Raw genomic sequence first — 25,168 nt, forward strand, 5'->3', positions numbered from 1 at the left:
AAGGAAGGAAATCATGGTGGATGTGACAGGAAGCCGGGCAGTCGACCTCAGGATCGGTGACAAGATCAGGCGGTTCGACATCGATGATCCGAAGCTGCCGAATTGGGTCGAAGACAATGCACTGGGCTCCGGCCGCTATCCCTATGACGACAAGATGGATGAGGACAAATACGAGAAGCAGCTCGAAAAGCTGCAGATCGAGCTCGTGAAGGTGCAGTTCTGGCTGAAGGCGACGGGCAAGCGGCTGATGGCGCTCTTCGAGGGCCGTGACGCCGCCGGCAAGGGCGGCACGATCTTCTCCATCCACGCCTATCTCAATCCGCGTTCAGCCCGGGTCGTGGCGCTCAGCAAACCGACCGAGACCGAAGCGGGGCAGTGGTATTTCCAGCGCTATATCGCGCATTTCCCGACTTCCGGCGAGATCGTGCTCTTCGACCGTTCCTGGTACAACCGCGCCGGCGTCGAACCGGTCATGGGTTTTTGCACGCCGGAACAATACAAAGACTTCATGAAGGCGGTACCGCGTTTCGAGGACACCATTTTCGATGAAGGCATCATCTTCTTCAAATTCTATCTGGATATCGGCCGCGAGATGCAGCTCAAGCGTTTCCATGAGCGCAGGCACGACCCGCTGAAGATCTGGAAGCTCTCGCCGATGGATATCGCCGCGCTCAACAAGTGGGACGACTATACCGAAAAGCGCGACGCGATGCTCGAAAAGACGCACGAGCAGGAAACGCCCTGGACGATCGTGCGGGCGAACGACAAGCGCCGCGCCCGCATCAATGTCATCCGTCATATGCTGCAGTCACTCGACTACGACGGCAAGGACAAGAGCGCCATCGACGAGGTCGATGACAAGATCCTGGGCTTCGGGCCGAAATTCCTGAAATAGGACTATTGGCCCGGCAGGATGCGCACCGAATAAAGCAGCACCGGCCGGTCGGCGCCGTCGAGGCCGCTGTTGACGATCAGGCGGCCGGGGCTATTGGGCGCCAGCGACCGTTCGAAGGTGACGCGGAAGAGCGCATCCTGCTTCTCCTGCGTTGCCGTGAACCGATGGCGGCTGCAATTGCCGAGACTGCCGAAATCACAGCGCACCGACAGTTGCACGGAACTATCCTGGGCCGATTGCAGCGTCAGCGCCACCGTCGAGCTCTTGCCGGCCATCTCACGCAACACTTCCGGCGGTACATCGATTGCCACATCGCCGCCTTCGCCGGGCGTGGCGGATACGATGCGGACGGCCTGTCCCTCGGCCCCCGCCACGGCCTCCACCTGCGCTTGGTCCCCAGGTTTCAATTCCGCAACCCGGGAGGGAACGAAGATTTCCGCCCAGTCATCGGAAAACCCGCTGCGCGGATCAAAGGCTATCGGTCCCTCTCCCGATCCTGCGGCGGTGGCCCGGTCGGCCGCCTTCATCGCCTCCTCGATAAACGACTGCACCATGCCGGACTGGTAAAACCACCAGCAGGCGCCACCGACGACGGCGAGCGTGATCAGCCATGTCATGAGATGCGAGAGGAAACCGCGGCGCCGGCGCGGCTTCGCAGCACGCTCCGGCGGAACGTCCAGGGTTGTGCCGGAAGGTGGTGCCGGCGCCTTCTTTGCTTTTGCGGCCTTGGCGGGCTTCGCTTCCGGAACGGCCTCGAGGCGCTCTGCACGGGCAGCACCGAGACCGCCGAGATCGCCGGAAGACCCCATCGGCGCGGCTGCGGCCGCCTCAACCGGGGGAGCCGTGGAAGCAGCAGGCGCGGTCGTCGCCGATCGCGTTTCGCCATCGAGCATGACCTCCGGCTCCCGCCTTGCCGGCTCAGAAGCGGCGGTCGTCTGGACAGGCGGATCCACACGCTGTGGTTCCTGATCATAGGGAAGTTCGGTATCGAGTTCGAGGACAGGCATCGGCGCCGGTTGCTCCAGGCGCCGAAGTTCCTCCGCCTCGATCTCCTGAATTTTCCGCTCCAGCAGTTCCTGCTGCTGCATGATGGTCAGCCGGTCGGAGACGCCCTGCTTGCGAAGACCGGCATCCAGCGCCTGTCGTGCCGACTGATAAATACGGGCCCTGACATCCCGGTTCACCCGATCCGAGCGTTCCAGTGCGTTCCTGATGGCCGTTTCCAAACCGCTCACTGCCGGTCCTTCTTCCTTCTTGTTCCCGACACACGGGGTTCACGTTTCGGTAACCTCTCCGCAGAAGAACTGCAAGCGCCGCCTGCCCGCTGCACCATGGCGAAAAATAAGGTGAGCTTATGTTCCGGCCTGCCCCTGGCGATTTCAGGATGCCACGGTTGAAAAATTTTACACCGACTTTTCGCGCCCTGCAGCATCTGCTAGGGAGATTTACGTTTGCGTAAAAGTAAATCGGGAGGGACTTACCGCATGCTTCCAGCAATCCTCAAGGACAGGCTGCGCCTGCCCGTGGTCGCGTCGCCGCTTTTCATCATCTCCCATCCGGAACTGACCCTGGCGCAGTGCAAGGCCGGCGTGGTCGGCGCCTTTCCGGCCCTCAACGCCCGGCCGGAAAGCCAGCTCGACGAATGGCTGGCGATGATCACCGAGGATCTGGCCGCCTACAATGCCGCGAACCCGGAAAGGCCCGCAGCTCCCTTTGCCGTCAACCAGATCGTGCACACCTCCAACAAGCGGCTGGAGCACGATCTCATGATGTGCGTGAAATACAAGGTTCCGATCGTCATCTCCTCGCTCGGTGCGGTGCCGGAGGTCAACGCCGCAGTGCATTCCTATGGTGGCGTCGTACTTCATGACGTCATCAACAACCGTCATGCCAATTCAGCAATCCGCAAGGGCGCGGATGGGCTGATCGCGGTCGCAGCCGGCGCCGGAGGCCATGCCGGCACGTTATCGCCTTTCGCCCTGGTGCAGGAAATCCGCGAATGGTTCGACGGTCCTCTGCTGCTTGCGGGCGCAATCGCCACCGGCGGGGGAATTCTGGCCGCCGAAGCCATGGGAGCGGACATGGCCTATATCGGCTCGCCCTTCATCGCCACCCATGAAGCGCGCGCTTCCGAAAGCTACAAGCAGATGATGGTCGATTCGAACGCCGCCGACATCGTCTATTCGAATTATTTCACCGGGATTCACGGCAATTATCTCAAAGGCTCCATCCGGGCCATGGGCATGGATCCGGATGCCCTGCCCGCCGCCGACCCGTCGAAGATGGATTTCGACAAGGCGGTGAGCGGGCCGAAGGCCTGGAAGGAAATCTGGGGTGCGGGACAGGGCGTCGGCGCAGTCAAAGCGGTGGTTCCCGTGGCCGAACTCATCGATCGGCTGGAGAGCGAGTACCGAACGGCACGGAAGCGCCTCGCGCTTTGAGCCCGGCCCTCGACGAGGAAGGCGCATTTCAGGAAAATCGCAGAGCGGATCAAATCCCGGCTTGAAATCGCAAGTTTTTGCCTGTATCAGCCGCATCACTTGCAGCCGGCCAAGCCGCCCGCTGCCCGTGCCGCTTTAGCTCAGTCGGTAGAGCACATCATTCGTAATGATGGGGTCACGTGTTCGAGTCACGTAAGCGGCACCATTTTTCTTCAAGCACGTGGAAATTTCCATTCCCAGGCCGGCCGGCATCGGGCTGCCGAGCATGGCGTCTCATCCCGCTGCGGCGTCCGAATCCGCCTCCGCAAAGAGCGCCTGCAATTCCATCTGAACCGCATGCATGAACAAACCTGCCTGCCGCGATATCTCTTCCTCCGCCATTCCCTGCCCCCTGAGCGCTGCGGCGAAGCCTGTGATCTCCGATCGCCAGAAATGGTTTGCGGCCTCCCCATGGAGCCGCCGGAGGGCTTCTGCGCATCGTCTTACATCGCCGGTGCGCCGATCGGCCGGGAACTGCAGAACCGTCATTTCATCTCCATCACTGTCACGCGAATCGCCTCAGAATGCAGGCACCATCGCCGCCGATCCTTCACAAAGGGTGAACCGGTCCACCGGGCGTATTTCCCGCCGCCTCTCGCCGCAGCCACCCGGCAAGGCCGTCGAAGCACGCCTCACCAGGCCGGGGAGCGAATTTTTTCCGGGAAACTCGCGAAAATACGCCTTTTTGTCAGGTCGGGCGTCCGATCAGGCGAATAGCCGAGATCGAGTGAAAATGGTCACTTTCCGGCATTCACCAACCAGACGCTCGATCCATACGTCGGAACATCCAGATGAAATACAGACCAGAGATAGATGGTCTTCGCGCAATCGCCGTGGTCTCGGTCATTCTGGCGCATGCCGGTCTTCGCCTGACGACTGGCGGGTTCATCGGCGTGGACGTCTTCTTCGTCATCTCCGGATATCTGATCACAAAGATCATCCATGACGACCTGACGAACGGGAAATTTTCGCTCTGGAAATTCTACGAGCGGCGAGCGCGACGAATTCTTCCGGCCCTGCTTGTCGTTCTCGCTGCATCCTCCGTTTTTGCGTGGATGTGGATGCTTCCCGACTATCTGGAGAATTTTGGCCAAAGCGTCGTCGCTACCCTGCTGTTCTCCAATAATATCCTGCTCGCCCTGACGAGCGGTTACTGGGAACTGGAAAGTTACTTCAAACCTCTCCTTCACACCTGGAGCCTCGGGGTCGAGGAGCAATTCTACATAGCGTTTCCGCTTCTGATGTTCCTGCTCAGGAAGCAGACGAAACAAGTGATCCTGGGTTTCTTCTGCATTCTCGCGCTCGCCAGCATCGCGTTCGCACAGGTTGGCTCTGTCCAATTTCCGTCCGGAAACTTCTACCTTCCATTCGGAAGGGCGTGGGAACTGCTGCTGGGAAGCATCTGCGCCTTAACGCCACTTCGACCAAGACGCCACGACGGCTTGCTGGCACTCCTGGGACTGGCGTTGGTGCTGGGGTCCGTGGTTTTTTTTGATGAGAAACTTCCAACGCCATCGGTTTTCCTCTTGCCGCCCGTCGTTGGCGCTGTGCTGATCATTCTTTTCGCCAACGGGCAAAACCGCGTAGGGCAGCTTCTCTCGACCAAGGCATTCGTCATGATCGGGCTGATCAGCTACAGCGCCTATCTGTGGCACCAGCCGATATTCGCATTTGCCCGCATCCGAAGCCTGGATCCGCCTTCGCCCGCCCTGATGGCGGCTTTGACACTGTCGATTTTTCCGGTCGCCTGGCTTTCCTGGCGCTTCATCGAGCTGCCTTTCAGGAAACCGGCCTTGAAGGTGAGGCCCTTCACAGCGATCTGTACCGCTGCTGCGGCCCTTATGGTGACTTTCGGACTCTATCTTCACTCAACCCAGGGACGGCCGGACAGGGTATTCCCAAACGCCAAGCAGGGCGATCTTTACATAGCCTACAATGAGCGGATCAGGACTTATACCGCAGATACTTTCCCCGCCAATGCGCAGGAAAATGTTCTGGTGGTTGGCGACAGCTTCGCGCGTGATGTGGCAAACGCGCTGTTCGAAGGCGGCTTTCTTGCCAGCCGAAATCTCGTTTACAGAGAAGACCTTCCCGCCTATTGCCGGCAGGGCGAAATGCAGTCCCCGGTCCATGACGTCCTTTTCCAACAGGCCGACTACATCGTTCTCACCGGCATTGACGATTGCGCTTCGCTGCTGGTCTCCCGCGCGAAGCAGCTCGAAAGGAGAGCCCTGGTGATTGGCCCGAAGCATTTCGGCTACAACCTCAACCCGTTCATCGGGATGCCGATCGAAAAAAGAGCCTATGCCCTGACCACCCCGATCGAAAGCGTCCGCGTACAGAACGAGACTCTCAGAAAACAGCTTCCTCCCGAAAACTATTTCGACCTTCTGGCCTCTCTCGAAGGCAATAGAGGCGGACTGCCGGTTTTCGATGATCGCGGCCAGATGATCTCGCAGGACAGAATGCACTTCACGAAGTTCGGCGCGATCTATGCGGCTCCGATGATTGTCTCCGCGGTCAGATCAATCAGCCCGTGAAGACGGGATTTGCCGGACCATCCTAAGCGGATCTGTGCCGCCCCGGCACAGGAGCTGTGGAAAATAAAGGTCCGTTTAGCTCGATTCTTAACGGCACTGGAACCAAGAGCAGGACTCGAAAAACGTCAGGCCCGTCGCGCCGGGCGGAGTCCTCCCCGCTTGGGCAGCGGCCGGAGGCTCGGTGCGGCGGATCACGCGTCAGGCGGGCGCCGGGCCTCCAGAAGGTTGACATCACGATCGCCGGAAAACGATCCGCTTAATCAGAACATTTGTTCGATCGGGCCGCTTCGCAAATTTGCGGCGCATGATCCTGGCTCCTTCGACATTGGCACTAAAGCGAGGCGGATGGTCGACGACCACCCTCCGGGGTCTCGACGCTCATATCTGAAAAATCAATGACAGCGAGCATCAGAGCCCTGCCGGCGACGGGATCGCTCTCATGTCAATAAAGGAAGCCATCAGTTTCCTTGACGAACGGGAGCACGCGAAGGAATATCGCGCCCGCCGCCAGCCCTGGCGGCTCAAGAAATTTCCCGAGGAGAATTCATGTCGCTGGACCCGGAGATCATCGAGACACTCAAAGGCGTTTCCACCGCCACGCTAACCACGGTGCTTTTGAAGAAGGGCCTGCGAAACGTCTGGATGCGCGGCACCAAGCCGATCAGGCCCGGCCAGGACCGTGTCGTCGGCAGGGCCTTCACTCTGCGCTTCGTGCCTGCCCGCGAGGACCTGGCGACGCCGGAAAGCTGGTCTTCGCCAATCTCGACCCGTGCTGCGATCGAGGCGATGCCGGAAGGCTGCGTGGCGGTCGCGGACGCCATGGGCGTCACCGATGCCGGCATTTTCGGTGACATTCTTTGCGCCCGCATGGCCAAGCGCAATGTGGCGGCTCTCGTTACCGACGGCGTCATGCGCGACGCGGAAGGCGTGCTCGGCAGCGGCATGAAGGTCTGGTGCAACGGGGTCGCAGCCCCGCCGTCCGTTGCCGGGCTTACTTTCGTCGGCTGGCAGGAGCCAATCGCCTGCGGCGGCGTCGCGGTCTTCCCGGATGATATCGTCGTGGTGGACGAAGACGGTGCCGTGCTGATCCCCGCGAAACTCCTCGACGCGGTGCTTGCGGAAGCTCCCGAGCAGGAACGCATGGAAGCCTGGATCATGACCGAGGTCGATCGCGGCGTGCCGCTGCCCGGCCTCTATCCGATGAACGCAGAAACGAAAGCCCGCTACCAGGCCTGGAAGGACAGCCAGAAATGACATTCGGAGCCGATTCCAAAGGCGTCTATGCCATCGCCACCACGCCCTTCCTTGAAGACGGCTCGATCGACTTTGTCTCGATCGACCGGCTGACGGATTTCTACGAGGAAAGCGGCTGCACAGGCATCACTATCCTCGGCATCATGGGCGAGGCACCGAAGATGGAGCCCGACGAGAGCCGCGCCATCGTCAAACGCGTCCTCTCGCGTGCCAAGGTGCCGGTGATCGTCGGGGTTTCGGCGCCCGGCTTTGCCGGCATGCGGTCGCTGGCACGCGATGCGATGGAGATGGGTGCGGCCGGAGTCATGATCGCCCCGCCGCCTTCGCTGAGAACCGATGACCAGATCGTCAACTATTTCGCCGGCGCCGTCGAGGCGGTTGGCGAGGATGTGCCATGGGTGCTGCAGGACTATCCGCTGACGCTGACCGTCGTCATGTCGCCCGGCGTCATTGCGAAGATCATGACCAACCATCCGTCCTGCCTGATGCTGAAGCATGAAGACTGGCCGGGACTCGAGAAGATTTCAAAGCTGCGCGCCATGCAGAAGGCGGGCGAACTGCGTCCCTTCTCGATCCTGTGCGGCAATGGCGGACTGTTCCTTGATTTCGAACCGGAACGCGGCGCCGACGGCGCGATGACCGGCTATGGTTTCCCGGACATGCTGACCGAACTGATCAGCCTTTTTGCAGCCGGTAAGCGGGACGAGGCGCATGATCTCTTCGATGCGCATCTGCCACTCATCCGCTACGAGCAACAGGTCGGCGTCGGCCTTGCGATCAGGAAGCACGTGCTGAAACGGCGCGGGGTTATCGCCACGGATGTGCAGCGCAAGCCGGCGCAGATGCTTTCGGCAACTGCGAAGGCGGAAGTCGACTACCTGCTTGCCCGCCTCGCCAAGCACGACAAGCGGGCGGCGCTCTGAATCCGGTAGCGCCTCCCTTCACAAAGCGAGGCGCGCCACCCTTTCGGCAATCGCCATGGAGGCCGTGAGGCCGGGGCTTTCGATACCGTAAAGCGCGACGTAAGCGGTATGACCGGTCGCCTCAGGTCCCTGAATGACGAAGTCGCCGCCACCTCCCCCGTTAGGCCCAACCACCTTGGGACGCATGCCGGAATAGGCAGGCTGCAATGCTCTATCAGCCAGGTCCGGCCAATAGCGGCGGATGGCTGCATAGAACCTGTCCGCCCGGCGCGGATCGACATCGTAATCGATCGTCTCGACCCATTCGACATCCGGTCCGAAACGCGCCTGACCAGAGAGATCGAGCGTCAGGTGGACGCCGAGGCCGCCCGGTTCCGGCACTGGATAGATGAGCCGCTCCGCCGGTGCACGGCCGGCGAGCGAGAAATAGCAGCCCTTCGCATAGTGGCGTTCCGGTATCGTCTTTGGGTCAAGGCCGGTCAAGCCCTCCGAGACCGCCCAGGCATTCAGGCCCGCGGCATTTACCACCAACTTCGCCTCGATCTCCACCGGATCGCGGCCGCCGACCAAAAGCCGGACGACGTCGTCCAGCAGCTCTCCGCTCAGGACGGGCGAGTTCAGCACGATCGCGCCGCCATGCGCCTCGATATCGGCGACGTAAGCCTCCATCAGCCGGTGGCTGTCGATGATGCCGGTCGAGGGCGAAACGAGTGCGGTGAAGCCTTTGATCCGCGGCTCCATGCCCGCAAGCTCGGCGCCGCCGATCAGGTAACAATCCTCGACCCCGTTGGCTTCGGCCTGTTTCAGGAGCTTTTCGAGATAGCCGACCTCCGCCTCGTTGGAGGCGACGACCAGCTTGCCGCATCGCCTGTGCGGGATATCTCTTTCACGGCAATAGTCGTAGAGCCGGGACCTGCCGGCGACGCAGAGTTCGGCCTTCAGGCTGCCGGTTGGATAATAGAGACCGGCGTGGATGACTTCGCTGTTACGGGCGGATGTGACGCTGCCGGTCATCGGCTCCGCTTCCAGGAGTACGACCTCGCGGCCGGCAAGCGCCAGCTCACGCGCCACCGCGAGCCCCACCACGCCGCCGCCGATGACGACACAATCGAGCTCCGGCACCTCGTTCATTCCGTTCTCCGCGCTCTTCCGATTAGCAGGCAGAATGATATACGAGAAATCGGCTGCGGCCAGACTTCGGCTGCGAGGGAGGATTTATCATGCAGGATTTTTCTCAATGAAGGTGGTGTTTCTCGACCGCGACACGATCGGCCCCTCGGTGACGATCACAAGACCCTCTTTTGCGCATGAGTGGGTGGAATACGGCAAGACAGCGCCGGAGGACGTCGCCGCGCGTATTGCCGACGCCGATATCGTCATCACCAACAAAGCGCCGGTTCGCGAGCAGGCAATAGCCGCTGCATCGAAGCTGAAGATGATCGCCGTCGCCGCCACCGGCTATGACGTGATCGACCTCGCTTTCGCCAAGGAGCGCGGCATCACCGTGTCTAACGTGCGCGGCTATGCGGTCAACACGGTGCCTGAGCATACATTCGCGCTCATTTTCGCGCTGCGTCGCTCGATCGTCGGTTTTCGGCAGGACGTGATCGCCGGCGAATGGCAGCGCGCCAACCAGTTCTGCTTCTTCAACCACCCGATCCGCGACCTTGCCGGTTCGACACTCGGCATTTTCGGCCGCGGGGCACTCGGCAAGTCAGTGGCGAAGATTGCCGAGGCCTTCGGCATGAAAGTCATCTTTGCGGCCCGCAAGGGTACCGAGACGATCGAGCCGGGTTACACAGCTTTCGATGACGTGCTGAAAACTGCCGACATCATCACCTTCCATATGCCGCTGACGCCGACGACGCGAAACCTGATCGGGATCGAGGAATTCCGCAGGATGAAGAAGCGCCCGCTGATCATCAACACGGCACGCGGCGGGCTGGTGAACGAGGCGGACCTGGTCACCGCTCTCAACGAGGGGCTGATCGCCGGTGCCGGCTTCGACGTTCTGACGAAGGAACCGCCGGCGCCGGACAATCCGCTGCTCGCCGTTCTCGAACGGCCGAACGTCATCGTGACACCGCATGTCGCCTGGGCGAGCGACGAGGCGATGCAGACGCTCTGGGCGCAGGTGATCAGCCATATCGAGAATTTCAAAAAGGGCACGCCCACCAACGTTCTTTAACGTCATCGCGGCCTCAAGGAGCGCAATCGATGGACCTCAGCACCCCCACCATCCGCCGCCCGCTTTCGGCCTGCCCGCTGGAGGTGGCGGCGCAGGCCTATACCGAAGGCTTTGCGGGTTATGTCGTTCCGATTAACGTCACATCGCAGGCCTTGGCGCTGCGCATCCAGCGGGAGGACGTCGATCCCGACATCAGCCAAGTCTTCTTCGACGGTGAAAAACCCGCGGGCATCCTGCTCGTTGCAAGACGAGGCGACCGGTCGCGCATCAGCGCACTCGGCATCGGCCCGACGATCCGCGCCAAGGGGCTTGGACGCAACATCATGCGCGAAGCCATCGAGGCGGCCAGGGCGCGCGGCGAGGCGAAACTCATCCTCGAGGTGATCAATTCCAATGTCCGGGCGCGCGACCTCTATCTCTCGCTCGGCTTCGAAATCACCCGAAAGCTGGTCGGCTTCAGCCGCAGCCACGAGCTCGCCGCCCCGGACGTGATGCCGGCAACGGAATGCGATCTCGCGACCGCCGTCGAGATGCTGTCAAAATTCTCGGATGCCGACCCGACCTGGCAGACGGACCCGATCTGCTTCCGGCAGGCCGGGCCGCCGCTCAAGGGCTTTGCGCTCGACGGAAAGGCGGCCGCATTGGTGGATGACAGCGGCCGCGACGTGCGGCTTTACGGCCTTGCCGTCGATCCGGACTATCGCCGCCGGGGATTGGGCCGGTCGCTGACGGATGCACTGGCGGCGCGCTATTCCGGGCGCAAGCTCTACGTCGTCGAAAATGTACCGGAGGGCGTGCTCGATCGTTTCATGCGGCGCGTCGCCTGGCGCAAGAGCAGGCTGACGCAGTCGGAAATGTCGCTGGAGCTCAAGTAAATTCGTCCATTACGACACATAGATACAAAAGTATTTCCGACTTTAGCGAAACATTTAGGGGTGATGCTGAAGATGGACGCTTGACTTCCGCGCCTTATCTGCGCTGGGATTTCAGGACAAAGAGGGGTTGGGCGATGGCAAATGCATTCGAAAATGCGGTGCGCGAATTTATTGCGGAAAATTTCCTTTTCCGCGCCGATGCCGACGTGACGAACAGCCAGTCGCTGCTCGATACCGGCGTGATCGACTCGACCGGTGTGCTCGAACTCATCGCCTTTCTGGAGCAGACTTACGGCATCACGATCGCCGACGAAGAGATCGTGCCGGAAAACCTCGACAGCATCGACAACATGACCCGATATCTCGCCTCCAAGCTTCCCGCGGCGGCGTGAGCGGCGGAAAGGTCATGCGATGCGCCTAGAGGCACGGCTCCGCGACAGCGCCCGACGGTTCGGCAACAAGATCGCGCTTGTTGCGGGTGACGTCCGGCTGACCTATGCGGGCCTCGATGCGCAATCCGACCGGTTGGCGGCGAGCCTCGCCCGCGCCGGCGTCAAGCCCGGAGACCGGGTACTGATGCTGCTGGATAACGGCCACGAGGCCGTCACCAGCTTCTTTGGCGCCTGGAAGGCCGGTGCGGTGCCCTGCCCGCTCCATCCTTCGATCAAAGCGGACAAGCTCGCCATCATCCTGGAAAGCACCGAGGCGGCTGCGATCCTCACGCAGGCGCGCCAGCAGATGGTTGTCAATGCCGCGGTCGCCGGCGCGAAGAGCCGGCCTATAATGATCGTCGCACAGGCGGATGCGGGAAGAGATACCGGCGAGGCCTTGCGGTTCGAGGAGGCCGTGGCGCGCGAGCCGAAGGCGCCGCCGCGGGAATTCCGAAACGAGGAAGCGCTTGCCCTGTTGATCCATACCTCGGGATCGACCGGGCGACCGAAGGGCGTCATGCTCACGCATGTCAATGTCCAGGCCGCCTGCGACGCAATCGCCTCCTATCTCGACAATACGGCGGACGACATCGTGCTGAGCGTGCTGCCTCTCTCATTCGGCTATGGCATTACGCAGATGGTCACGATGGTGACGGTCGGCGGCACGCTGGTTCTGGAAAAGAGCTTCGCGTTTCCGCGCAAGATCCTGGAGCGGCTGGCGGAGGTAAAGGCTACCGGCTTCCCACTGGTGCCGCCGATGGCGGCACTCATTGCCGGCATGAAGGATCTCGAGCCCGGCTTTCTGCCGCAGCTGCGCTATATAACCAGTGCGGCCGCCGCCATGCCGCCTGCTTTCACCGAACGACTGCAACGTCTTTTCCCGGCAACACGGCTTTTCCTGATGTACGGTCAGACCGAATGCCTGCGCGCCACCTACCTGCCGCCGGATGAAATTGCCCGCCGGCCTCTTTCGGTCGGCAAGGCCATTCCCGGCACCAGGGCCTTCGTCATCGACGAGGACGGGTTCCCGGCGCCGCCCGACGTGGTCGGAGAGCTCGTCGTCGAAGGGCCGCACGTGATGTCCGGCTATTGGGGCGACAGCCTGACGTCGCTGCGCGCGCTTTCTCCCGTGGCTGATGGCCGGCGGCTGCATACCGGCGATCTGTTCCGCACCGATGCGGACGGGTTTTTCTACTTTGTCAGCCGGCGCGACGATATCATCAAGACGCGTGGCGAAAAGGTGAGCCCCCAGGAGGTCGAGCGGGTTCTCTATGCGCTGCCGGGCATACGCGAAGCGGTCGTCGGCGGCATTGACGACCCGGTCTTCGGTCAGGCGATCCGCGCCTATGTGGTGATCGAGGATGGCGCGGTGCTGACGGAACGCGAGATCATCCGCCACTGCGCGGGCCAGCTTGAAGATTACATGGTGCCGAAAAGCGTCGAATTCCGCGATGCATTGCCGCGCACGACGACCGGCAAGATCCGGCTCGGAGCCGGCGAGACCAACGAAATCATACGGGAGAATGTGGCATGATCCAGAGTTTGAAGCGTGCCCGGGTTGCGGAGAAATTCTCGGCCGAAACACTGAGGCTCGACGCGGAAGCGGAGATCGAACGCATCTGCGGTTGGATCCGCGAAACGGTGCTCAAGGATCTGCGCAAGCGCGGCGCCGTGCTGGGGCTTTCCGGCGGTATCGATTCCAGCGTGACGGCTGCACTCTGCGCCCGTGCGCTCGGGCCCGCCAAGGTTACCGGCATCTTCATGCCGGAGCACGATTCCGATCCGGAAAGCCTGCGCCTCGGCAAGGCGCTGGCCGAAGCGATCGGCATCGAAACAGTGCTGGAGGATATCGGCCCGGCGCTCGCCGCCGCGGGCTGCTACACCCGCCGCGACGGTTTCATCCGCCAGATCGTGCCGGAATTCGGTGACGGCTGGGGCTGCAAGGTTGTGCTGGAAAATGCGCTCTCGAACCGAGGCTACAACATTTCCTGGCTGGTCGTCGCCAGTCCGGCCGGCGAACAGAGCCGCCACCGCATGCCGCTCGATGTCTATCTCGGCATGATCGCTGCCGCCAACATGAAGCAGCGCACCCGCAAGCAGATCGAATATTACCACGCCGACCGGCTGAATTTCGCGGTTGCCGGCACGCCGAACCGGCTGGAATACGACCAGGGCTTTTTCGTCAAGAACGGCGATGGCGCGGCCGACTTCAAGCCGATCGCGCATCTCTACAAGAGCCAGGTCTACCAGCTCGCCGAAGCGCTCGGCGTGCCCGCCGACATTCGCCGCCGCCCGCCGACAACCGATACCTGGTCGCTGCCGCAGGGCCAGGACGAATATTACTTCTCGCTGCCCTATGACCGGATGGACCTTTGCCTCTACGGGCTCGAAAACGGCATTTCGCGGGAAGACGTGGGGGAGGCCGTGGGAATCACCCCGGATCAGGTCGAGGCCGTCTGGCGCAATATCGCCTCCAAACGCAAGGTTGCGGAATACCTGCACGCCGAGCCGTTGACGATGATCGGCTGACGAAAGTCAGTCGAAGCGGTCGCCGATCAGGCGCGTCCAGCCTTCGCCGGCCAGCCCGCTGATCAGCGCCTGGCCGGACCTGACCGGCTCCAGCAGCGCCTTGTCCCGCGCATGTGCGACATAGAAAGAGCGGCTGTAGAAGAAGGTGCGGCGGGTCATCAGCGCCGGAATCAGCCAAGGATGTGCAGCACCGCGCAGCCCGGCGCAGCCGAGCCCGTAGGCGTGGGTGAAGAGATCGTCGACGAGATCGCCCGCCATGGCCGGTGCGGCAAGCGCCTGAAGCACCCAGCCGATGCCTCCCGGCTCCGTGAAATAGGCGTAGGCGGCAATCGGCCTGTTGTCGGCAGCATAACCGACCCGCCATTCCGGATAGCCGAAATTCAGCTTCTGCTCCGCCTGACGGATGAACCAGCCGAGGCTGTCCGCGTCCCAGCGCGGCCTCAGGGGATAGAAATCCTTGAGCGTCAACAGCGCATCGCCGAACACGTCCGGCGTCACATCGCGAAAGGTGAGCTTGCCATTGTAGGCCGGATGGAAGGGCGATTTGCTGACCAGCGACACCATGCGGTCTGTAAGCCGGCCGAACGGACGCAGGAGCCGGGCCGGGCCAAAGCGGCGTTCCAGCAGTTGCACGCCGATCGCGGCCGGTCGCAACACGCGCAGCCAGTTCAGGCTGTATCCCGGGTCGAGTGGGTGACCGGCCTTCTGCCACATACCGAGCGCTGTCTGGTTGGCCGTCTCCGTCAGAGAGATATCCTGCGGCCCCGACAGAAAAGCGCGAACGAGGCGCGCGCCGGCGAGCGGATTTTCCTTCGGATTTTCCACCATCAGCGAACTTGCAAAAGCCGCACGCAGCAGACGGCCATCCAATTCCAGGCGCGAGGGAAAAACGCCGACGAAACCCGATATCCGGCCATTCCCCTCGACGAAAACCTTCGAGCGGATATCCGGCTCCGTCCAGGGATGATCGAAAAAGGCCTGTTTCAGATAGGTGACGAGCGAAGGCGATGGCGTCTTCGTGTCACGGAACGTCCTTTGAAAAAGCTGTGCGACGGCATCTACGTCGCCACGTTCAAAGTCGCGGACCGTACCCGCTTCCGTCCTGCCCGCCATGATCATCCCCTTGTTGGGGAAAGAACTTGCATGATGAGAATTAAATAAACGAAAAGAGGCTCGCTGATCGCGAGCCTCCCAAAAACGAATACTCTACCGGTTACATCCAATAGGGCGGAACGCCGTAATAGTCGTAGATCGACCGGCCGTCATTGTACCAGGTCTCGTCGTCCAGATCGCGATACCGCGGGGCGCCGACGATCTGGTCCTTCGTCAAGTCGATACGATAGCCATCGAGCTCTTCATCGTAGCGCAGCTTTTCCCAAGGCAGCGGATAATAGTCGTCGCCGATCCCCAGGAAGCCACCGAAACTCAGCACCGCATAAGCAACTCGGCCGCCGCGCTTTTCAAGCAACACGCGCTCGATAGATCCAATACGCTTGCCATCGGCGCCGTAGACGCGCGTGCCTTCCACCTTGTCGCTGGCGATCAGCGACGGCGTATCCTTGACATAGGGGTCCTGTCCAGCTCGCGGTTCGTGATGCAACATGACGCACCTCCTTGTTTTCCTGGTGTATTGTTACGTCTGGAAAACTCCGGCCCTGGCGCTTTGTTCCCCGACCTGCGGACATCAGAGAGAGCGCATCACGGCTCAATTGACGTTTACGTTAAAGTTATATAGCTCTTTTAAACTCCCTATGGCTCAAGGTCATGGTGGCGTGGCATAATCTGTTTCTCGCGGCGAGGTGGAGGACCTTGCCGCTACGCGTCGATAAAAGCGCGGGCAGCAGGAACACAAACGGAGGAGGCTTTCATGAACGAACTGTCCGCACGAATGGGCGCAAACCCGGACAAAATCTGGCTGGCCTCCTATCCTCCGACCGTACCGGAAGAGATTCCTCCCCTCGCCCATCATTCGCTCGGAGAGCTTTTCGAGGAAAGTTGCGCGCGCTACGCGGACCGGCTTGCCTTTTCGAGCATGGGCAAATCGCTGACATTCAGGCAGCTCGAAGCGGAAAGCCGCAAGATCGCCGCCTGGCTGCAGGCGCAGGGGCTTGATAAAGGCGACCGCGTCGCCGTCATGCTGCCGAACATCCTGCAGAACCCGGTGATCGTCTACGGCATCCTCCGCGTCGGCCTGGTCGTGGTCAACGTCAACCCGCTCTATACGCCGCGCGAACTGGAGCATCAGCTCAAGGACGCCGGTGCAAAGGCCATTTTCGTTCTCGAAAATTTCGCCCATACGGTCGAGCAGGCGCTGCCTCACACCGACGTCAAGCATGTTGTCGTCGCGACCATGGGCGATATGCTCGGCCTCAAGGGCCATATCGTCAACCTGGTCGTGCGGCGAGCCAAGAAGCTCGTACCGAAATGGTCGCTGCCTTCGGCCAAAAGCTTCAAGCAGGTCATCGCCGAAGGCGCACGGCTGACGATGAACCCGGTCGAGGTGCATGGCCGGGATATCGCCTTCCTGCAATATACCGGAGGTACGACAGGCGTCTCCAAGGGCGCGATCCTCACCCATTCGAACCTGCTCGCCAACAAGGAGCAGATGGGGATCTGGCTGGAAACGGCCTTCCTCACCAAACCCCGGCCGGAGAATCTGCAATTCCTCTGCGCGCTGCCGCTCTACCACATCTTTGCGCTGACGGTGAATTCGCTGATGGGCATTGCGACCGGCAGCCACAACATCCTGATCGCCAACCCGCGCGATATTTCGGCGCTGGTGAAGGAGCTGCATAAATACAAGATCCACGTCTTTCCGGGCCTCAACACGCTGTTCAACGCGCTGATGAACAACAAGGATTTCCAGAAGCTCGACTTCTCCTCGCTGCTTCTCGTCTTCGGCGGCGGCATGGCGGTTCAGCGACCGGTGGCGGAACGCTGGCTGAAGATGACCGGATGCCCGATCACCGAGGGATACGGACTTTCCGAGACCTCGCCGGTCGCCACCGCCAACCGGCTCGACACGACCGAGTTCACCGGCATGATCGGCCTGCCTCTCTCTTCGACGGAAATTTCCATTCGGGACGATGACGGTGACGAGGTCGAGCCCGGCGACGTGGGCGAGATCTGCATCCGCGGGCCGCAGGTCATGGCCGGATACTGGAACCGTCCGGACGAGACCGCCAGGGCGATGACGCCCGACGGCTTCTTCCGTAGCGGCGACATGGGCTATATGGACCGACAAGGATACACGAAGATCGTCGACCGCAAGAAGGACATGATCCTGGTCTCCGGCTTCAACGTCTATCCGAACGAAGTCGAAGAGGTGGTCACCATGCATCCCGGCGTGCTGGAATGCGCGGCGATCGGCGTGCCGGACGAGCATTCCGGCGAAGCGGTGAAACTCTTCGTGGTGAAGAAAGACCCGAACCTGACGGATGTGGACATCAGGACCCATTGCGCCGCCAACCTGACCAATTACAAGCGGCCGCGCTTCATCGAATTCCGCGCCGAGCTGCCGAAATCGAATGTCGGCAAGATCCTGCGGCGCGAGCTACGCGGCTGACCGATCGTTGCATTGCCGTGACAGGCTGCCTCCAAGCGCCGGCCCTATTTGCGGAATCCCGGCATTCATGGTGGACGCTCGGGCATTCCTTGATTAGTGCTTTGCAATAATAGGCTGGACAAAGAGCATGTTGGAGTTCGCTTGCAGAGCCGCACCGGGTTTTCGTTTCACCTGATCATTGTCGTCACGGTCCTGGCCGTTCTTTCCGGCTGCGCCGGACGGCCCGAAGGCGTGCTCGTTCCAACTGAAGCGCGGGCAGCCCAGACATCGAAGGTCGATGTGCTGGTCGCGACCACGCGGCGCCCTTCCGAAACGCCGGGCATGCTGTTTTCCGGTGAACGCGGCAAGGATCTGCAGGTCACCGAGATCGGCGTCTCGGTTCCGCCGGACAGCGCCCGCGAGATCGGTCAGGTGCAATGGCCGAAGAAACTGCCCGCCAATCCGGCCAAGGAATTTGCGACCATCTCCGTCACGCCGATGGCGCCGCAAAGCGCCCAGGGCTGGCTGAAGCAGCATCTGCCGAAAAGCCGGCGCGTGCTGGTCTTCGTGCATGGCTTCAACAACCGCTACGAGGATGCAGTCTATCGCTTCGCCCAGATCGTTCACGACTCGAAGGCGGACGTGGCGCCGGTGCTTTTCACATGGCCGTCGCGCGGCAGCATTTTCGCCTACAACTACGACAAGGAAAGCACGAACTATTCCCGCGAGGCGCTTGAGGAGATGTTGCGCCGGTTGTCCCAGGAGCCAACCGTCGGCGAAGTCACCATCATGGCCCATTCCATGGGGTCCTGGCTGACCGTCGAGGCGCTTCGGCAGATGGCAATCCGCGACGGCCGCGTGGCACCGAAGATCCAGAACGTCATCCTCGCCTCCCCGGATCTCGACGTCGATGTCTTCAGCCATCAGCTTGCCGAGATCGGCGAGAAGCGGCCGCATTTCACCCTGTTCGTTTCCCGCGATGACCGGGCACTCAGCCTGTCACGCCGTATTTCCGGCAATATCGACCGGCTCGGCCAGGTGGACCCGACCGTCGAGCCCTATCGCAGCGAGTTCGAAAAGGCCGGCATCGTCGTCCTCGATCTGACGGCGCTCAAGACTGGCGATCGCCTGAACCACGGGAAATTCGCCGAAAGCCCGGAAGTCGTGAAACTGCTCGGAAACCGGCTGATCGCCGGACAGACAGTGACCGATTCCAATGTGGGTCTCGGAGAGCGGCTCGGCGCCGTCGCGGTCGGCACGGCCCAGACGGTCGGAAGCGCCGCAAGCGTTGCGGTCAGCGCCCCGATCGCGATCTTCGATCCGGCAACACGCCGCACCTACAACGAACAGGTCGACCGCTTCGGCAATGCCGTGGGCAACACGGTTACCACGGCTGTCGGGCAATAAAACACATCGTCTCCTGAGCCGCGCTTGATTTGACATGCTTGATTTGATGGGGAAAGCGAATAGGTTCCCGTGCATCCCTTTCCGAGCGTGAGGACATATCCATGCGGGCCATCATCCAAGACCTGAAATCCGCCGTCGCGAGAGCCAATGCCACGAATATCCGTGCTGCATTCGCGGCCGATCCCGATCGTTTCGAAAGGTTCAGCGCCAGCTTCGGCGACCTGCTGATGGACTATTCGAAGACGGCGGTGAACGAGGAAATCCTGCTGCTCCTCGAAAGGCTCGCCGAAGTTGGCGGCGTCGCGAAGAAGCGCGAGGAAATGTTCTCGGGCGTTCCGATCAATTTCACCGAGGGCCGCGCGGTGCTGCATACCGCGCTTCGCAACCGGTCCAACACGCCGGTCCTTGTCGAGGGCAAGGACGTCATGCCGGATGTCAACGCCGTACTTGCCGCGATGGGTGCGTTTGCCGACGGCATCCGCTCCGGCGCCCTGAAGGGCGCCACCGGCAAGCCGATCACCGATGTCGTCAATATCGGCATCGGTGGCTCCGACCTTGGCCCCGTCATGGCGGCGCTGGCGCTGGCGCCCTACCATGACGGCCCGCGCGCGCATTTCGTCTCCAATGTCGACGGCGCGCATATCGCCGATACGCTGAAACTGCTCGACGCTGAAACGACGCTGTTCATCGTCGCGTCGAAGACCTTCACGACCATCGAGACGATGACGAATGCCGCCTCGGCCCGCGCCTTCATCGCCGACAAGCTCGGGGAAGCGGCCGTGAAACATCATTTCGCCGCGGTCTCCACGGCGCTCGACAAGGTCGCCGCCTTCGGCATCGAAAGCGGCCGCATCTTCGGCTTCTGGGACTGGGTCGGCGGCCGCTATTCGATCTGGTCGGCGATCGGCCTGCCGCTGATGATCGCCATCGGTCCGGACAATTTCGGAAAGTTCCTCGATGGCGCCCATGCGATGGACAAGCACTTCCGCACCGCGCCGGCGCGCCAGAACCTGCCGATGCTGCTCGGCCTGATCGGCTACTATCACCGCAACGTGCTGGGTTACCCGTCTCGCGCCATCCTGCCCTATGACCAGCGTCTCCTGCGCTTCCCGGCCTATCTTCAGCAGCTCGACATGGAATCGAACGGCAAGGGCGTGACGATCGACGGCACGCCGGTCGAGGGCAATTCAGGCCCGGTCGTCTGGGGCGAGCCCGGCACCAACGGCCAGCACGCCTTCTATCAGCTCATCCATCAGGGCACGAGCATCATTCCGGCGGAGTTCATGATCGCGGCCAATGGTTTCGAGCCGCACTTGCGCCACCAGCACGAGCTCCTGATCGCCAATTGCCTGGCGCAATCGGAAGCCCTGATGAAGGGCCGTACCCTAGACGAGGCGAAGGAACAGCTCACCTCCAAGAGCATGGACGAAGCGAAGGCGGATTTCATCGCGCCGCACCGCGTCTTCACCGGCAACCGGCCATCGATCACCTTCGTCTACGACAAGCTGACACCCTTCGCGCTCGGCCGGCTGATTGCGCTCTACGAGCACCGCGTCTTCGTCGAAGGCGTGCTCTTCCGCATCAATTCCTTCGACCAGTGGGGTGTCGAACTCGGCAAGGAACTGGCGACCGGCCTGCTCCCCGTCGTGCAGGGCAAGGAGAGCGTCGCAGGGCATGACAGCTCGACGCAGGGACTTGTGACGGCGCTGGCGGGCCTAAAGGCATAACGCCCGCGACGCGATAAGCCCTCCCCGCCAGAGCGCCGGGAGGGATCCGTTCATTGCTTTGAAATTACAAACCGATCTCGTGGGCGAAAGGCGGATTGGCGCCGGCGCGCGAGACGGTGACGGCGGCAGCCTTGGCGCCCAGCGCCAGGGCCTTGCGAACCTGATCCTCGGTCAGTGCCGCGACCTTTTCCTTGGTCAGAAGGCCCTGCTTCTTGAACGAAGCCAGAATGCCGGCATCGAACGTGTCGCCCGCACCGACCGTATCGACCACCGCCACGCGCTCGCTCGGCACCGAAACCTTGAAGCTCTTCGTATAACCGGTCGCGCCCTCCGCGCCGCGGGTCAGCACGACGAGCCTTGCTCCCTCGTTCAGCCAGTGGGCGGCGAGCGCGTCGTGATCGCCCTCCATGCCGAACCAGTCGAGATCCTCGTCCGAAAACTTCACAATGTCCGACATGCCGGCCATGCGGCGGACACGATCCATATGCTTCTGCTTGTCCTTGATGAAACCCGGACGGATGTTCGGATCGAAGGAGATGACGCGCGTCCTGTATTCGCGGGCCATCAGCGCTTCATAGGTGCTTCCGCAAGGCTCCGGAATGAGGCTGATCGCGCCGAAATGCATCGCTTCGCAATCGTCGCCCAGCACCGGCAGGTCGGCCTCGGTGATCATCCGGCCAGCCGTGCCCTCGTCATAGAAGGCATAGCTCGCCTGGCCGTTGACGAGCTTCACGAAAGCGATCGTCGTCGGGCGGGAGGAGACGGCCGCGAGACTGTGGTCGACGCCGCTGTTTGCCAGCGTCTCGCGCAGGATGTCGCCCATCATGTCGTCGGAAATGCCGGTAAACAAGGCCGTCGGCTGACCGAGGCGGCCAAGCGCGATCGCCGTATTGAAGACCGCGCCGCCCGCATAGGGCGCAAAACCCCTCTCTCCAAGCGTCGTCTCGCGCGGCAGCATGTCGATCAGGGCTTCGCCGCAGCACAAAATCATAAGAGTCCTCCCGCTCGCTCCAGCAACTTTCAATCGATTAAGCGAGCTTTTGTCAAAAGGCCAGAGCAAAAAATCAAGGCGCCAGTTCGCTCACGCCGCCATTGCGGCCCGACCAGGCGAGCGGCGCGTCGAGAAACGCCTCGACTTCAGATAGCGTCTTGTCGTCAAACAGCTTGCCTTCGCGCGCGACCGCCAGGACATTACGCCACGTGGCGATGTGATGGAGCTGGACCTTGCCGTCTGCAAAACGCTGTCCGGCTTCCGGAAAGATATCATAGAAGAAAAGCGCGATGCCATGATCCACCACGCCGCCGGCGGCACGGATGGCATCAATGAACGTGAACATGCTGCCGCCTGCAGTCATCAGGTCCTCGATGACAAGCACGCGCGCGCCTTCCGGCATGTGTCCCTCGATCTGCGCGTTACGGCCGTGACCCTTGGGTTTCTTGCGGACATAGATCATCGGCAGGCCGAGACGTTCGGAGAGGAAAGCCGCGAAGGGAATGCCAGCAGTCTCGCCGCCCGCGACGCAATCGAACTTCTCGAAGCCGGCGTCGCGCATGACGGTCGCGGCAGCGAAATCCATGATCGACGAGCGGATGCGGGGATAGGAGATCAGCTTGCGGCAGTCGATATAGACGGGGCTCATCATGCCGGACGAAAGCTTGTAGGGCTTGTCGGCGCTGAAATGAACCGCCCCGATCTCCCAGAGCATCTTCGCCATCAGTTCGGCCATTACGCCCCGGTCTGGAAATGTGGTCTGGATCATGCGCCCGCTCCTGTTTGATCACCACGCGCCGCAATAGCAGCATGCGGCGGCAGGCGCCAGACGATGCCGGGAAATGATGTCAGAAATAACGTGCGATCAGGCGCTGCTGCGCGTGTCGCCCACGTCCACCGATCGCAGGTAGCCGGCAACCTCGACACGGTTGCGACCTGCGCGCTTGGCCTCATAGAGCGCGTTATCAGCCAGACCGAGCACGGTTTCGAATGGCTGACCGCCTGTCGCCCCCACGGCAACACCCGCGCTGACGGTGCAGCGGAGCACCGTTTCGCCCATCGGGATTTCGCGGGCAGCAAAGCGACGGGAAATCTCGTTGGCAATCCGTTCGGCCCGACCGGGCAGGACGTTGTGAAGGATCATCGCGAATTCCTCGCCGCCAAGACGGGCTACGGTATTCGGCGCCGGCGTACCGTTTGCCAGTTCCTCTGCAAAAATCTTCAGCATCATGTCACCCGCTGCGTGGCCATGCTGGTCGTTGATCGACTTGAAGCGGTCGATGTCGAAAACGATCACGGCGGTCGACGAATTCAGGATGCGGCTGCCGTGCTGCTCGAAAAGCGCCCGGCGGTTGAGAAGCCCGGTCAATGCGTCGGTCATTGCCTCCCGACGGTGATGGGCGGCCATGCGCCACTGGTGAAGAGCAAGCGACAGCGAACCGATGCCGGTCATACCGGCAATACAGACACCGATATTGAGATTCTCCGCCCAGTTGTCGGGTGCGCGTCCGAGCACCCATTGGCCCCCGTCGATCAAGACGACGGCACATAGGGCGAAGGATAAACCGCTCAGATTATAGAGAATCGCCATTCCGCACAGCGGTCCGGGAGCTTCCTGACGCGCCAGCCAGTATTGCCAGGCGGTGCCTATCAGCAGCATCGCCGCGCCAATATTCATCGCAATCAGCCCGAGCCCGTCAACCCCGACGGCAAAGAGCGGCAGCCCCAGTATGGCGCTTACGACAGAGAGCGTTACAGCAAGCCTCCAAGGCTTGTTGCCGATCCGGAACTGCACGGATGCGGCATAGGTGGTGCTGAAGCCTGCCATGAGGAACGTGTAGGCGACCGATACCCGCAGCAGGCCTGTTTCCATAGTGTAGGAACTATAGGAAAATATCCCCGATACGATCAGGCAGAGCGCAACGACCAGCGTGAGCAGAAAGGAATCCGTACGACGGGAAAACCATGTTCCGAACAGCGTTACCATAAGGCACGCCGCCGAGACACCCAGCGCCAGCAGAAGAGAATGGTAGTCGAGCATCATGCCAAGCTTTCTCTTCGGGGCACCCCCAGCGGGAAATCTTGGCGCCTACGCTAATTCCGGATTCTATCCAAAAGGTTACCGCATTGCACCAAATGCTACCCATCCGCGTGCATTAGGCATCACTTTTCAACCACTTGCCAGTGGAGCGGGAACATCGGATCGAAAACCGTGATCGGTCCGGCACCTGTTTCCCGCTTTGGGGGGAAATTGGCCGGTTCATCCCGCTTCTCAAGCGTGATCGTCTCCTCGTTCGGCTTCAGGCCATACCAGGCAGGGCCGTTGAGTGACGTGAAGGCCTCCAGCTTGTCGAGCGCATTCTCTTCTTCGAACACATGCGCCAGACAGCTCATCGTGTTGACCGAAGTATAAATGCCGGCACAACCGCAGGCGCATTCCTTCAACGGATCGACATGCGGGGCGGAATCCGTACCCAGGAAGAAGCGCGCATCGCCGGAGGTCGCGGCAGCGCGGAGCGCCAGCCGGTGGTTCTCACGCTTGGCGACCGGCAGGCAATAATAGTGCGGGCGGATACCGCCGACGAGGATGGCATTGCGGTTGATGATCAGGTGATGGGTGGTGATCGAGCCGGCGAGATTGCCCTTCGACGACTTGATGTAGTCGATACCATCCGCCGTCGTCACATGTTCCATGGTGATCTTCAGTTCCGGCAAGCGCTTGCGCAGCGGATCGAGTACCGTCTCGATGAAAACCGCCTCGCGATCGAAGATGTCCACCTCCGGCGTCGTCACCTCCCCATGCACGCAGAGCGGCAGGCCGATCTTCGCCATGCGCTCCAGAACTGGCATCGCGTTGTCGAGATGGCGCACGCCGCCATGGGAATTGGTCGTCGCGCCCGCAGGATAAAGCTTCACCGCGGTGATGAGGCCACTCTTCTTGCCCTCCTCCACATCGTCCGGGTCCGTATGCTCAGTCAGGTAAAGGGTCATCAGCGGCTCGAAGCGATCGCCGTTCGGAAGCGCGGCGATGATACGGTCCCGATAAGCCCTGGCATCCGTGGTCGTCACAACCGGCGGCACCAGATTGGGCATGATGATGGCGCGAGCGAAATGCCGGCTCGTATCGCCGATCACCCCTTGCAGGATCGCGCCGTCGCGCAGATGCAGGTGCCAGTCATCGGGGCGGCGAAGCGTGAGCGTTTTCATGAAAAGCTTCCGAATTGATCTATCTCAACCGCATACCACCAACGGCTCATCCAAAACAATCCGATGGGATGAGTGAAACCGTCCAGGACATCTCATCTGCCAAATATCAGGCTTCACGGAAATGTGCAGGATAAGAGGACCGATCGTGGAACGAAAGCTCAGGACAAGCGGAACCTG

Annotated in this window: 22 protein-coding genes and 1 tRNA gene; 14 read left to right on the forward strand and 9 right to left on the reverse strand. The window is 61.5% G+C overall.

Annotated elements, in window-relative coordinates; all coding sequences use genetic code 11:
• Positions 1-13: 13 nt before the first annotated feature.
• Positions 14-895, forward strand: coding sequence for a polyphosphate kinase 2 (gene ppk2, locus ABK249_RS02975; RefSeq protein WP_348862184.1), 882 nt, complete (start codon positions 14-16; stop codon positions 893-895).
• Between the two features lie 2 nt (positions 896-897).
• On the opposite strand, the gene ABK249_RS02980 is transcribed toward ppk2, so the two are convergent.
• Positions 898-2,130, reverse strand: a complete 1,233-nt coding sequence (locus ABK249_RS02980) for a hypothetical protein (RefSeq protein ID WP_348862185.1) — start codon at positions 2,128-2,130, stop codon at positions 898-900.
• Between the two features lie 249 nt (positions 2,131-2,379).
• Here ABK249_RS02980 and ABK249_RS02985 point away from each other — a divergent pair, with 249 nt between their 5' ends.
• Both ABK249_RS02985 and ABK249_RS02990 read left to right on the forward strand, forming a co-directional pair.
• Positions 2,380-3,336: an NAD(P)H-dependent flavin oxidoreductase gene (locus ABK249_RS02985; RefSeq protein ID WP_348862186.1), complete on the forward strand. Its 957-nt coding sequence runs from the start codon at positions 2,380-2,382 to the stop codon at positions 3,334-3,336.
• A gap of 129 nt (positions 3,337-3,465) precedes the next feature.
• Positions 3,466-3,541, forward strand: a tRNA-Thr gene (locus ABK249_RS02990).
• Between the two features lie 68 nt (positions 3,542-3,609).
• Here the strand turns inward: ABK249_RS02990 and ABK249_RS02995 are convergent.
• Positions 3,610-3,864, reverse strand: a complete 255-nt coding sequence (locus ABK249_RS02995; protein WP_037159996.1) for a DUF6074 family protein — start codon at positions 3,862-3,864, stop codon at positions 3,610-3,612.
• Between the two features lie 302 nt (positions 3,865-4,166).
• On the opposite strand from ABK249_RS02995, the gene ABK249_RS03000 reads away from it, so the two are divergent.
• The 3 genes from ABK249_RS03000 to ABK249_RS03010 all read left to right on the forward strand — a co-directional run bounded on the left by ABK249_RS03000 (position 4,167) and on the right by ABK249_RS03010 (position 8,092).
• A complete protein-coding gene (locus ABK249_RS03000; RefSeq protein WP_348862187.1) occupies positions 4,167-5,915 on the forward strand; it encodes an acyltransferase family protein in 1,749 nt (582 codons plus the stop codon).
• 546 nt (positions 5,916-6,461) lie between these two features.
• Positions 6,462-7,169, forward strand: a complete 708-nt coding sequence (locus ABK249_RS03005) for a ribonuclease activity regulator RraA (RefSeq protein WP_348862188.1) — start codon at positions 6,462-6,464, stop codon at positions 7,167-7,169.
• Positions 7,166-8,092 carry a dihydrodipicolinate synthase family protein gene (locus ABK249_RS03010; RefSeq protein ID WP_348862189.1) on the forward strand — a complete coding sequence of 309 codons (927 nt, stop codon included), beginning with the start codon at positions 7,166-7,168 and terminating at the stop codon, positions 8,090-8,092. Before ABK249_RS03005 ends, ABK249_RS03010 begins: the two co-directional genes overlap by 4 nt.
• A gap of 18 nt (positions 8,093-8,110) precedes the next feature.
• Here the strand turns inward: ABK249_RS03010 and ABK249_RS03015 are convergent, their stop codons facing one another.
• Complete coding sequence (locus tag ABK249_RS03015; RefSeq protein WP_348862190.1) at positions 8,111-9,223, reverse strand: NAD(P)/FAD-dependent oxidoreductase; 1,113 nt, start codon at positions 9,221-9,223, stop codon at positions 8,111-8,113.
• A 106-nt stretch (positions 9,224-9,329) separates the two neighbouring features.
• Here ABK249_RS03015 and ABK249_RS03020 point away from each other — a divergent pair, with 106 nt between their 5' ends.
• The 5 genes from ABK249_RS03020 to nadE all read left to right on the forward strand — a co-directional run bounded on the left by ABK249_RS03020 (position 9,330) and on the right by nadE (position 14,115).
• On the forward strand, positions 9,330-10,280 hold the full coding sequence (locus ABK249_RS03020; RefSeq protein ID WP_037159044.1) for a D-2-hydroxyacid dehydrogenase: 951 nt from the start codon (positions 9,330-9,332) through the stop codon (positions 10,278-10,280).
• A 29-nt stretch (positions 10,281-10,309) separates the two neighbouring features.
• Complete coding sequence (locus tag ABK249_RS03025) at positions 10,310-11,155, forward strand: GNAT family N-acetyltransferase (RefSeq protein WP_348862191.1); 846 nt, start codon at positions 10,310-10,312, stop codon at positions 11,153-11,155.
• 134 nt (positions 11,156-11,289) lie between these two features.
• Entirely contained in the window at positions 11,290-11,547 is a 258-nt protein-coding gene (locus tag ABK249_RS03030; RefSeq protein WP_037160005.1) for an acyl carrier protein, read from the forward strand.
• 19 nt (positions 11,548-11,566) lie between these two features.
• On the forward strand, positions 11,567-13,120 hold the full coding sequence (locus tag ABK249_RS03035; protein ID WP_348862192.1) for a class I adenylate-forming enzyme family protein: 1,554 nt from the start codon (positions 11,567-11,569) through the stop codon (positions 13,118-13,120).
• Positions 13,117-14,115: an NAD(+) synthase gene (nadE, locus tag ABK249_RS03040; RefSeq protein WP_348862193.1), complete on the forward strand. Its 999-nt coding sequence runs from the start codon at positions 13,117-13,119 to the stop codon at positions 14,113-14,115. The genes ABK249_RS03035 and nadE overlap by 4 nt, the downstream gene beginning before the upstream one ends.
• Before the next feature lie 6 nt (positions 14,116-14,121).
• Here nadE and ABK249_RS03045 read toward each other — a convergent pair whose 3' ends face one another.
• Both ABK249_RS03045 and ABK249_RS03050 read right to left on the reverse strand, forming a co-directional pair.
• A complete protein-coding gene (locus ABK249_RS03045) occupies positions 14,122-15,228 on the reverse strand; it encodes a hypothetical protein (protein ID WP_348862194.1) in 1,107 nt (368 codons plus the stop codon).
• Positions 15,229-15,328: 100 nt separating this feature from the next.
• Positions 15,329-15,718, reverse strand: a complete 390-nt coding sequence (locus ABK249_RS03050; protein ID WP_227701779.1) for a PRC-barrel domain-containing protein — start codon at positions 15,716-15,718, stop codon at positions 15,329-15,331.
• A 264-nt stretch (positions 15,719-15,982) separates the two neighbouring features.
• Between ABK249_RS03050 and ABK249_RS03055 the strand changes: the two genes are divergently transcribed.
• From ABK249_RS03055 to pgi, 3 genes are all read left to right on the forward strand, one after another.
• Positions 15,983-17,680 (forward strand): long-chain fatty acid--CoA ligase, encoded by a 1,698-nt coding sequence (locus tag ABK249_RS03055; RefSeq protein ID WP_348862195.1) that lies wholly within the window; start codon positions 15,983-15,985, stop codon positions 17,678-17,680.
• Positions 17,681-17,821: 141 nt separating this feature from the next.
• Positions 17,822-19,066, forward strand: a complete 1,245-nt coding sequence (locus ABK249_RS03060) for an alpha/beta hydrolase (protein WP_227701777.1) — start codon at positions 17,822-17,824, stop codon at positions 19,064-19,066.
• Between the two features lie 101 nt (positions 19,067-19,167).
• The gene (pgi, locus tag ABK249_RS03065; protein WP_348862196.1) at positions 19,168-20,793 is read left to right on the forward strand and encodes a glucose-6-phosphate isomerase; all 1,626 of its coding nucleotides are present in this window, start codon (positions 19,168-19,170) and stop codon (positions 20,791-20,793) included.
• A gap of 64 nt (positions 20,794-20,857) precedes the next feature.
• Here the strand turns inward: pgi and ABK249_RS03070 are convergent, their stop codons facing one another.
• The 4 genes from ABK249_RS03070 to pyrC all read right to left on the reverse strand — a co-directional run bounded on the left by ABK249_RS03070 (position 20,858) and on the right by pyrC (position 24,991).
• Positions 20,858-21,784 (reverse strand): carbohydrate kinase family protein, encoded by a 927-nt coding sequence (locus ABK249_RS03070; RefSeq protein WP_348862197.1) that lies wholly within the window; start codon positions 21,782-21,784, stop codon positions 20,858-20,860.
• A 73-nt stretch (positions 21,785-21,857) separates the two neighbouring features.
• Complete coding sequence (locus tag ABK249_RS03075) at positions 21,858-22,553, reverse strand: orotate phosphoribosyltransferase (protein WP_037159064.1); 696 nt, start codon at positions 22,551-22,553, stop codon at positions 21,858-21,860.
• Between the two features lie 96 nt (positions 22,554-22,649).
• Positions 22,650-23,828 carry a GGDEF domain-containing protein gene (locus ABK249_RS03080; RefSeq protein ID WP_037159065.1) on the reverse strand — a complete coding sequence of 393 codons (1,179 nt, stop codon included), beginning with the start codon at positions 23,826-23,828 and terminating at the stop codon, positions 22,650-22,652.
• Between the two features lie 119 nt (positions 23,829-23,947).
• On the reverse strand, positions 23,948-24,991 hold the full coding sequence (pyrC, locus tag ABK249_RS03085) for a dihydroorotase (protein ID WP_037159068.1): 1,044 nt from the start codon (positions 24,989-24,991) through the stop codon (positions 23,948-23,950).
• Between the last annotated feature and the right edge of the window lie 177 nt (positions 24,992-25,168).

The organism is Neorhizobium phenanthreniclasticum (assembly GCF_040066075.1).
GTDB lineage: Bacteria > Pseudomonadota > Alphaproteobacteria > Rhizobiales > Rhizobiaceae > Neorhizobium > Neorhizobium petrolearium.

Excerpts from the sequence above, each read along its gene's own strand:
- ABK249_RS03070 (WP_348862197.1), bottom strand. The coding sequence starts at position 21,784 with ATGATTTTGTGCTGCGGCGAAGCCCTGATCGACATGCTGCCGCGCGAG.
- ABK249_RS03080 (WP_037159065.1), bottom strand. The coding sequence starts at position 23,828 with ATGATGCTCGACTACCATTCTCTTCTGCTGGCGCTGGGTGTCTCGGCG.
- ABK249_RS03035 (WP_348862192.1), top strand. The coding sequence starts at position 11,567 with ATGCGCCTAGAGGCACGGCTCCGCGACAGCGCCCGACGGTTCGGCAAC.
- ABK249_RS03005 (WP_348862188.1), top strand. The coding sequence starts at position 6,462 with ATGTCGCTGGACCCGGAGATCATCGAGACACTCAAAGGCGTTTCCACC.
- ABK249_RS03010 (WP_348862189.1), top strand. The coding sequence starts at position 7,166 with ATGACATTCGGAGCCGATTCCAAAGGCGTCTATGCCATCGCCACCACG.
- ABK249_RS03025 (WP_348862191.1), top strand. The coding sequence starts at position 10,310 with ATGGACCTCAGCACCCCCACCATCCGCCGCCCGCTTTCGGCCTGCCCG.
- ABK249_RS03045 (WP_348862194.1), bottom strand. The coding sequence starts at position 15,228 with ATGGCGGGCAGGACGGAAGCGGGTACGGTCCGCGACTTTGAACGTGGC.
- ABK249_RS03055 (WP_348862195.1), top strand. The coding sequence starts at position 15,983 with ATGAACGAACTGTCCGCACGAATGGGCGCAAACCCGGACAAAATCTGG.
- ABK249_RS03030 (WP_037160005.1), top strand. The coding sequence starts at position 11,290 with ATGGCAAATGCATTCGAAAATGCGGTGCGCGAATTTATTGCGGAAAAT.
- pyrC (WP_037159068.1), bottom strand. The coding sequence starts at position 24,991 with ATGAAAACGCTCACGCTTCGCCGCCCCGATGACTGGCACCTGCATCTG.
- ABK249_RS03020 (WP_037159044.1), top strand. The coding sequence starts at position 9,330 with ATGAAGGTGGTGTTTCTCGACCGCGACACGATCGGCCCCTCGGTGACG.
- pgi (WP_348862196.1), top strand. The coding sequence starts at position 19,168 with ATGCGGGCCATCATCCAAGACCTGAAATCCGCCGTCGCGAGAGCCAAT.
- ABK249_RS03015 (WP_348862190.1), bottom strand. The coding sequence starts at position 9,223 with ATGAACGAGGTGCCGGAGCTCGATTGTGTCGTCATCGGCGGCGGCGTG.
- ABK249_RS02995 (WP_037159996.1), bottom strand. The coding sequence starts at position 3,864 with ATGACGGTTCTGCAGTTCCCGGCCGATCGGCGCACCGGCGATGTAAGA.
- ppk2 (WP_348862184.1), top strand. The coding sequence starts at position 14 with ATGGTGGATGTGACAGGAAGCCGGGCAGTCGACCTCAGGATCGGTGAC.
- nadE (WP_348862193.1), top strand. The coding sequence starts at position 13,117 with ATGATCCAGAGTTTGAAGCGTGCCCGGGTTGCGGAGAAATTCTCGGCC.
- ABK249_RS03075 (WP_037159064.1), bottom strand. The coding sequence starts at position 22,553 with ATGATCCAGACCACATTTCCAGACCGGGGCGTAATGGCCGAACTGATG.
- ABK249_RS03050 (WP_227701779.1), bottom strand. The coding sequence starts at position 15,718 with ATGTTGCATCACGAACCGCGAGCTGGACAGGACCCCTATGTCAAGGAT.
- ABK249_RS03000 (WP_348862187.1), top strand. The coding sequence starts at position 4,167 with ATGAAATACAGACCAGAGATAGATGGTCTTCGCGCAATCGCCGTGGTC.
- ABK249_RS02985 (WP_348862186.1), top strand. The coding sequence starts at position 2,380 with ATGCTTCCAGCAATCCTCAAGGACAGGCTGCGCCTGCCCGTGGTCGCG.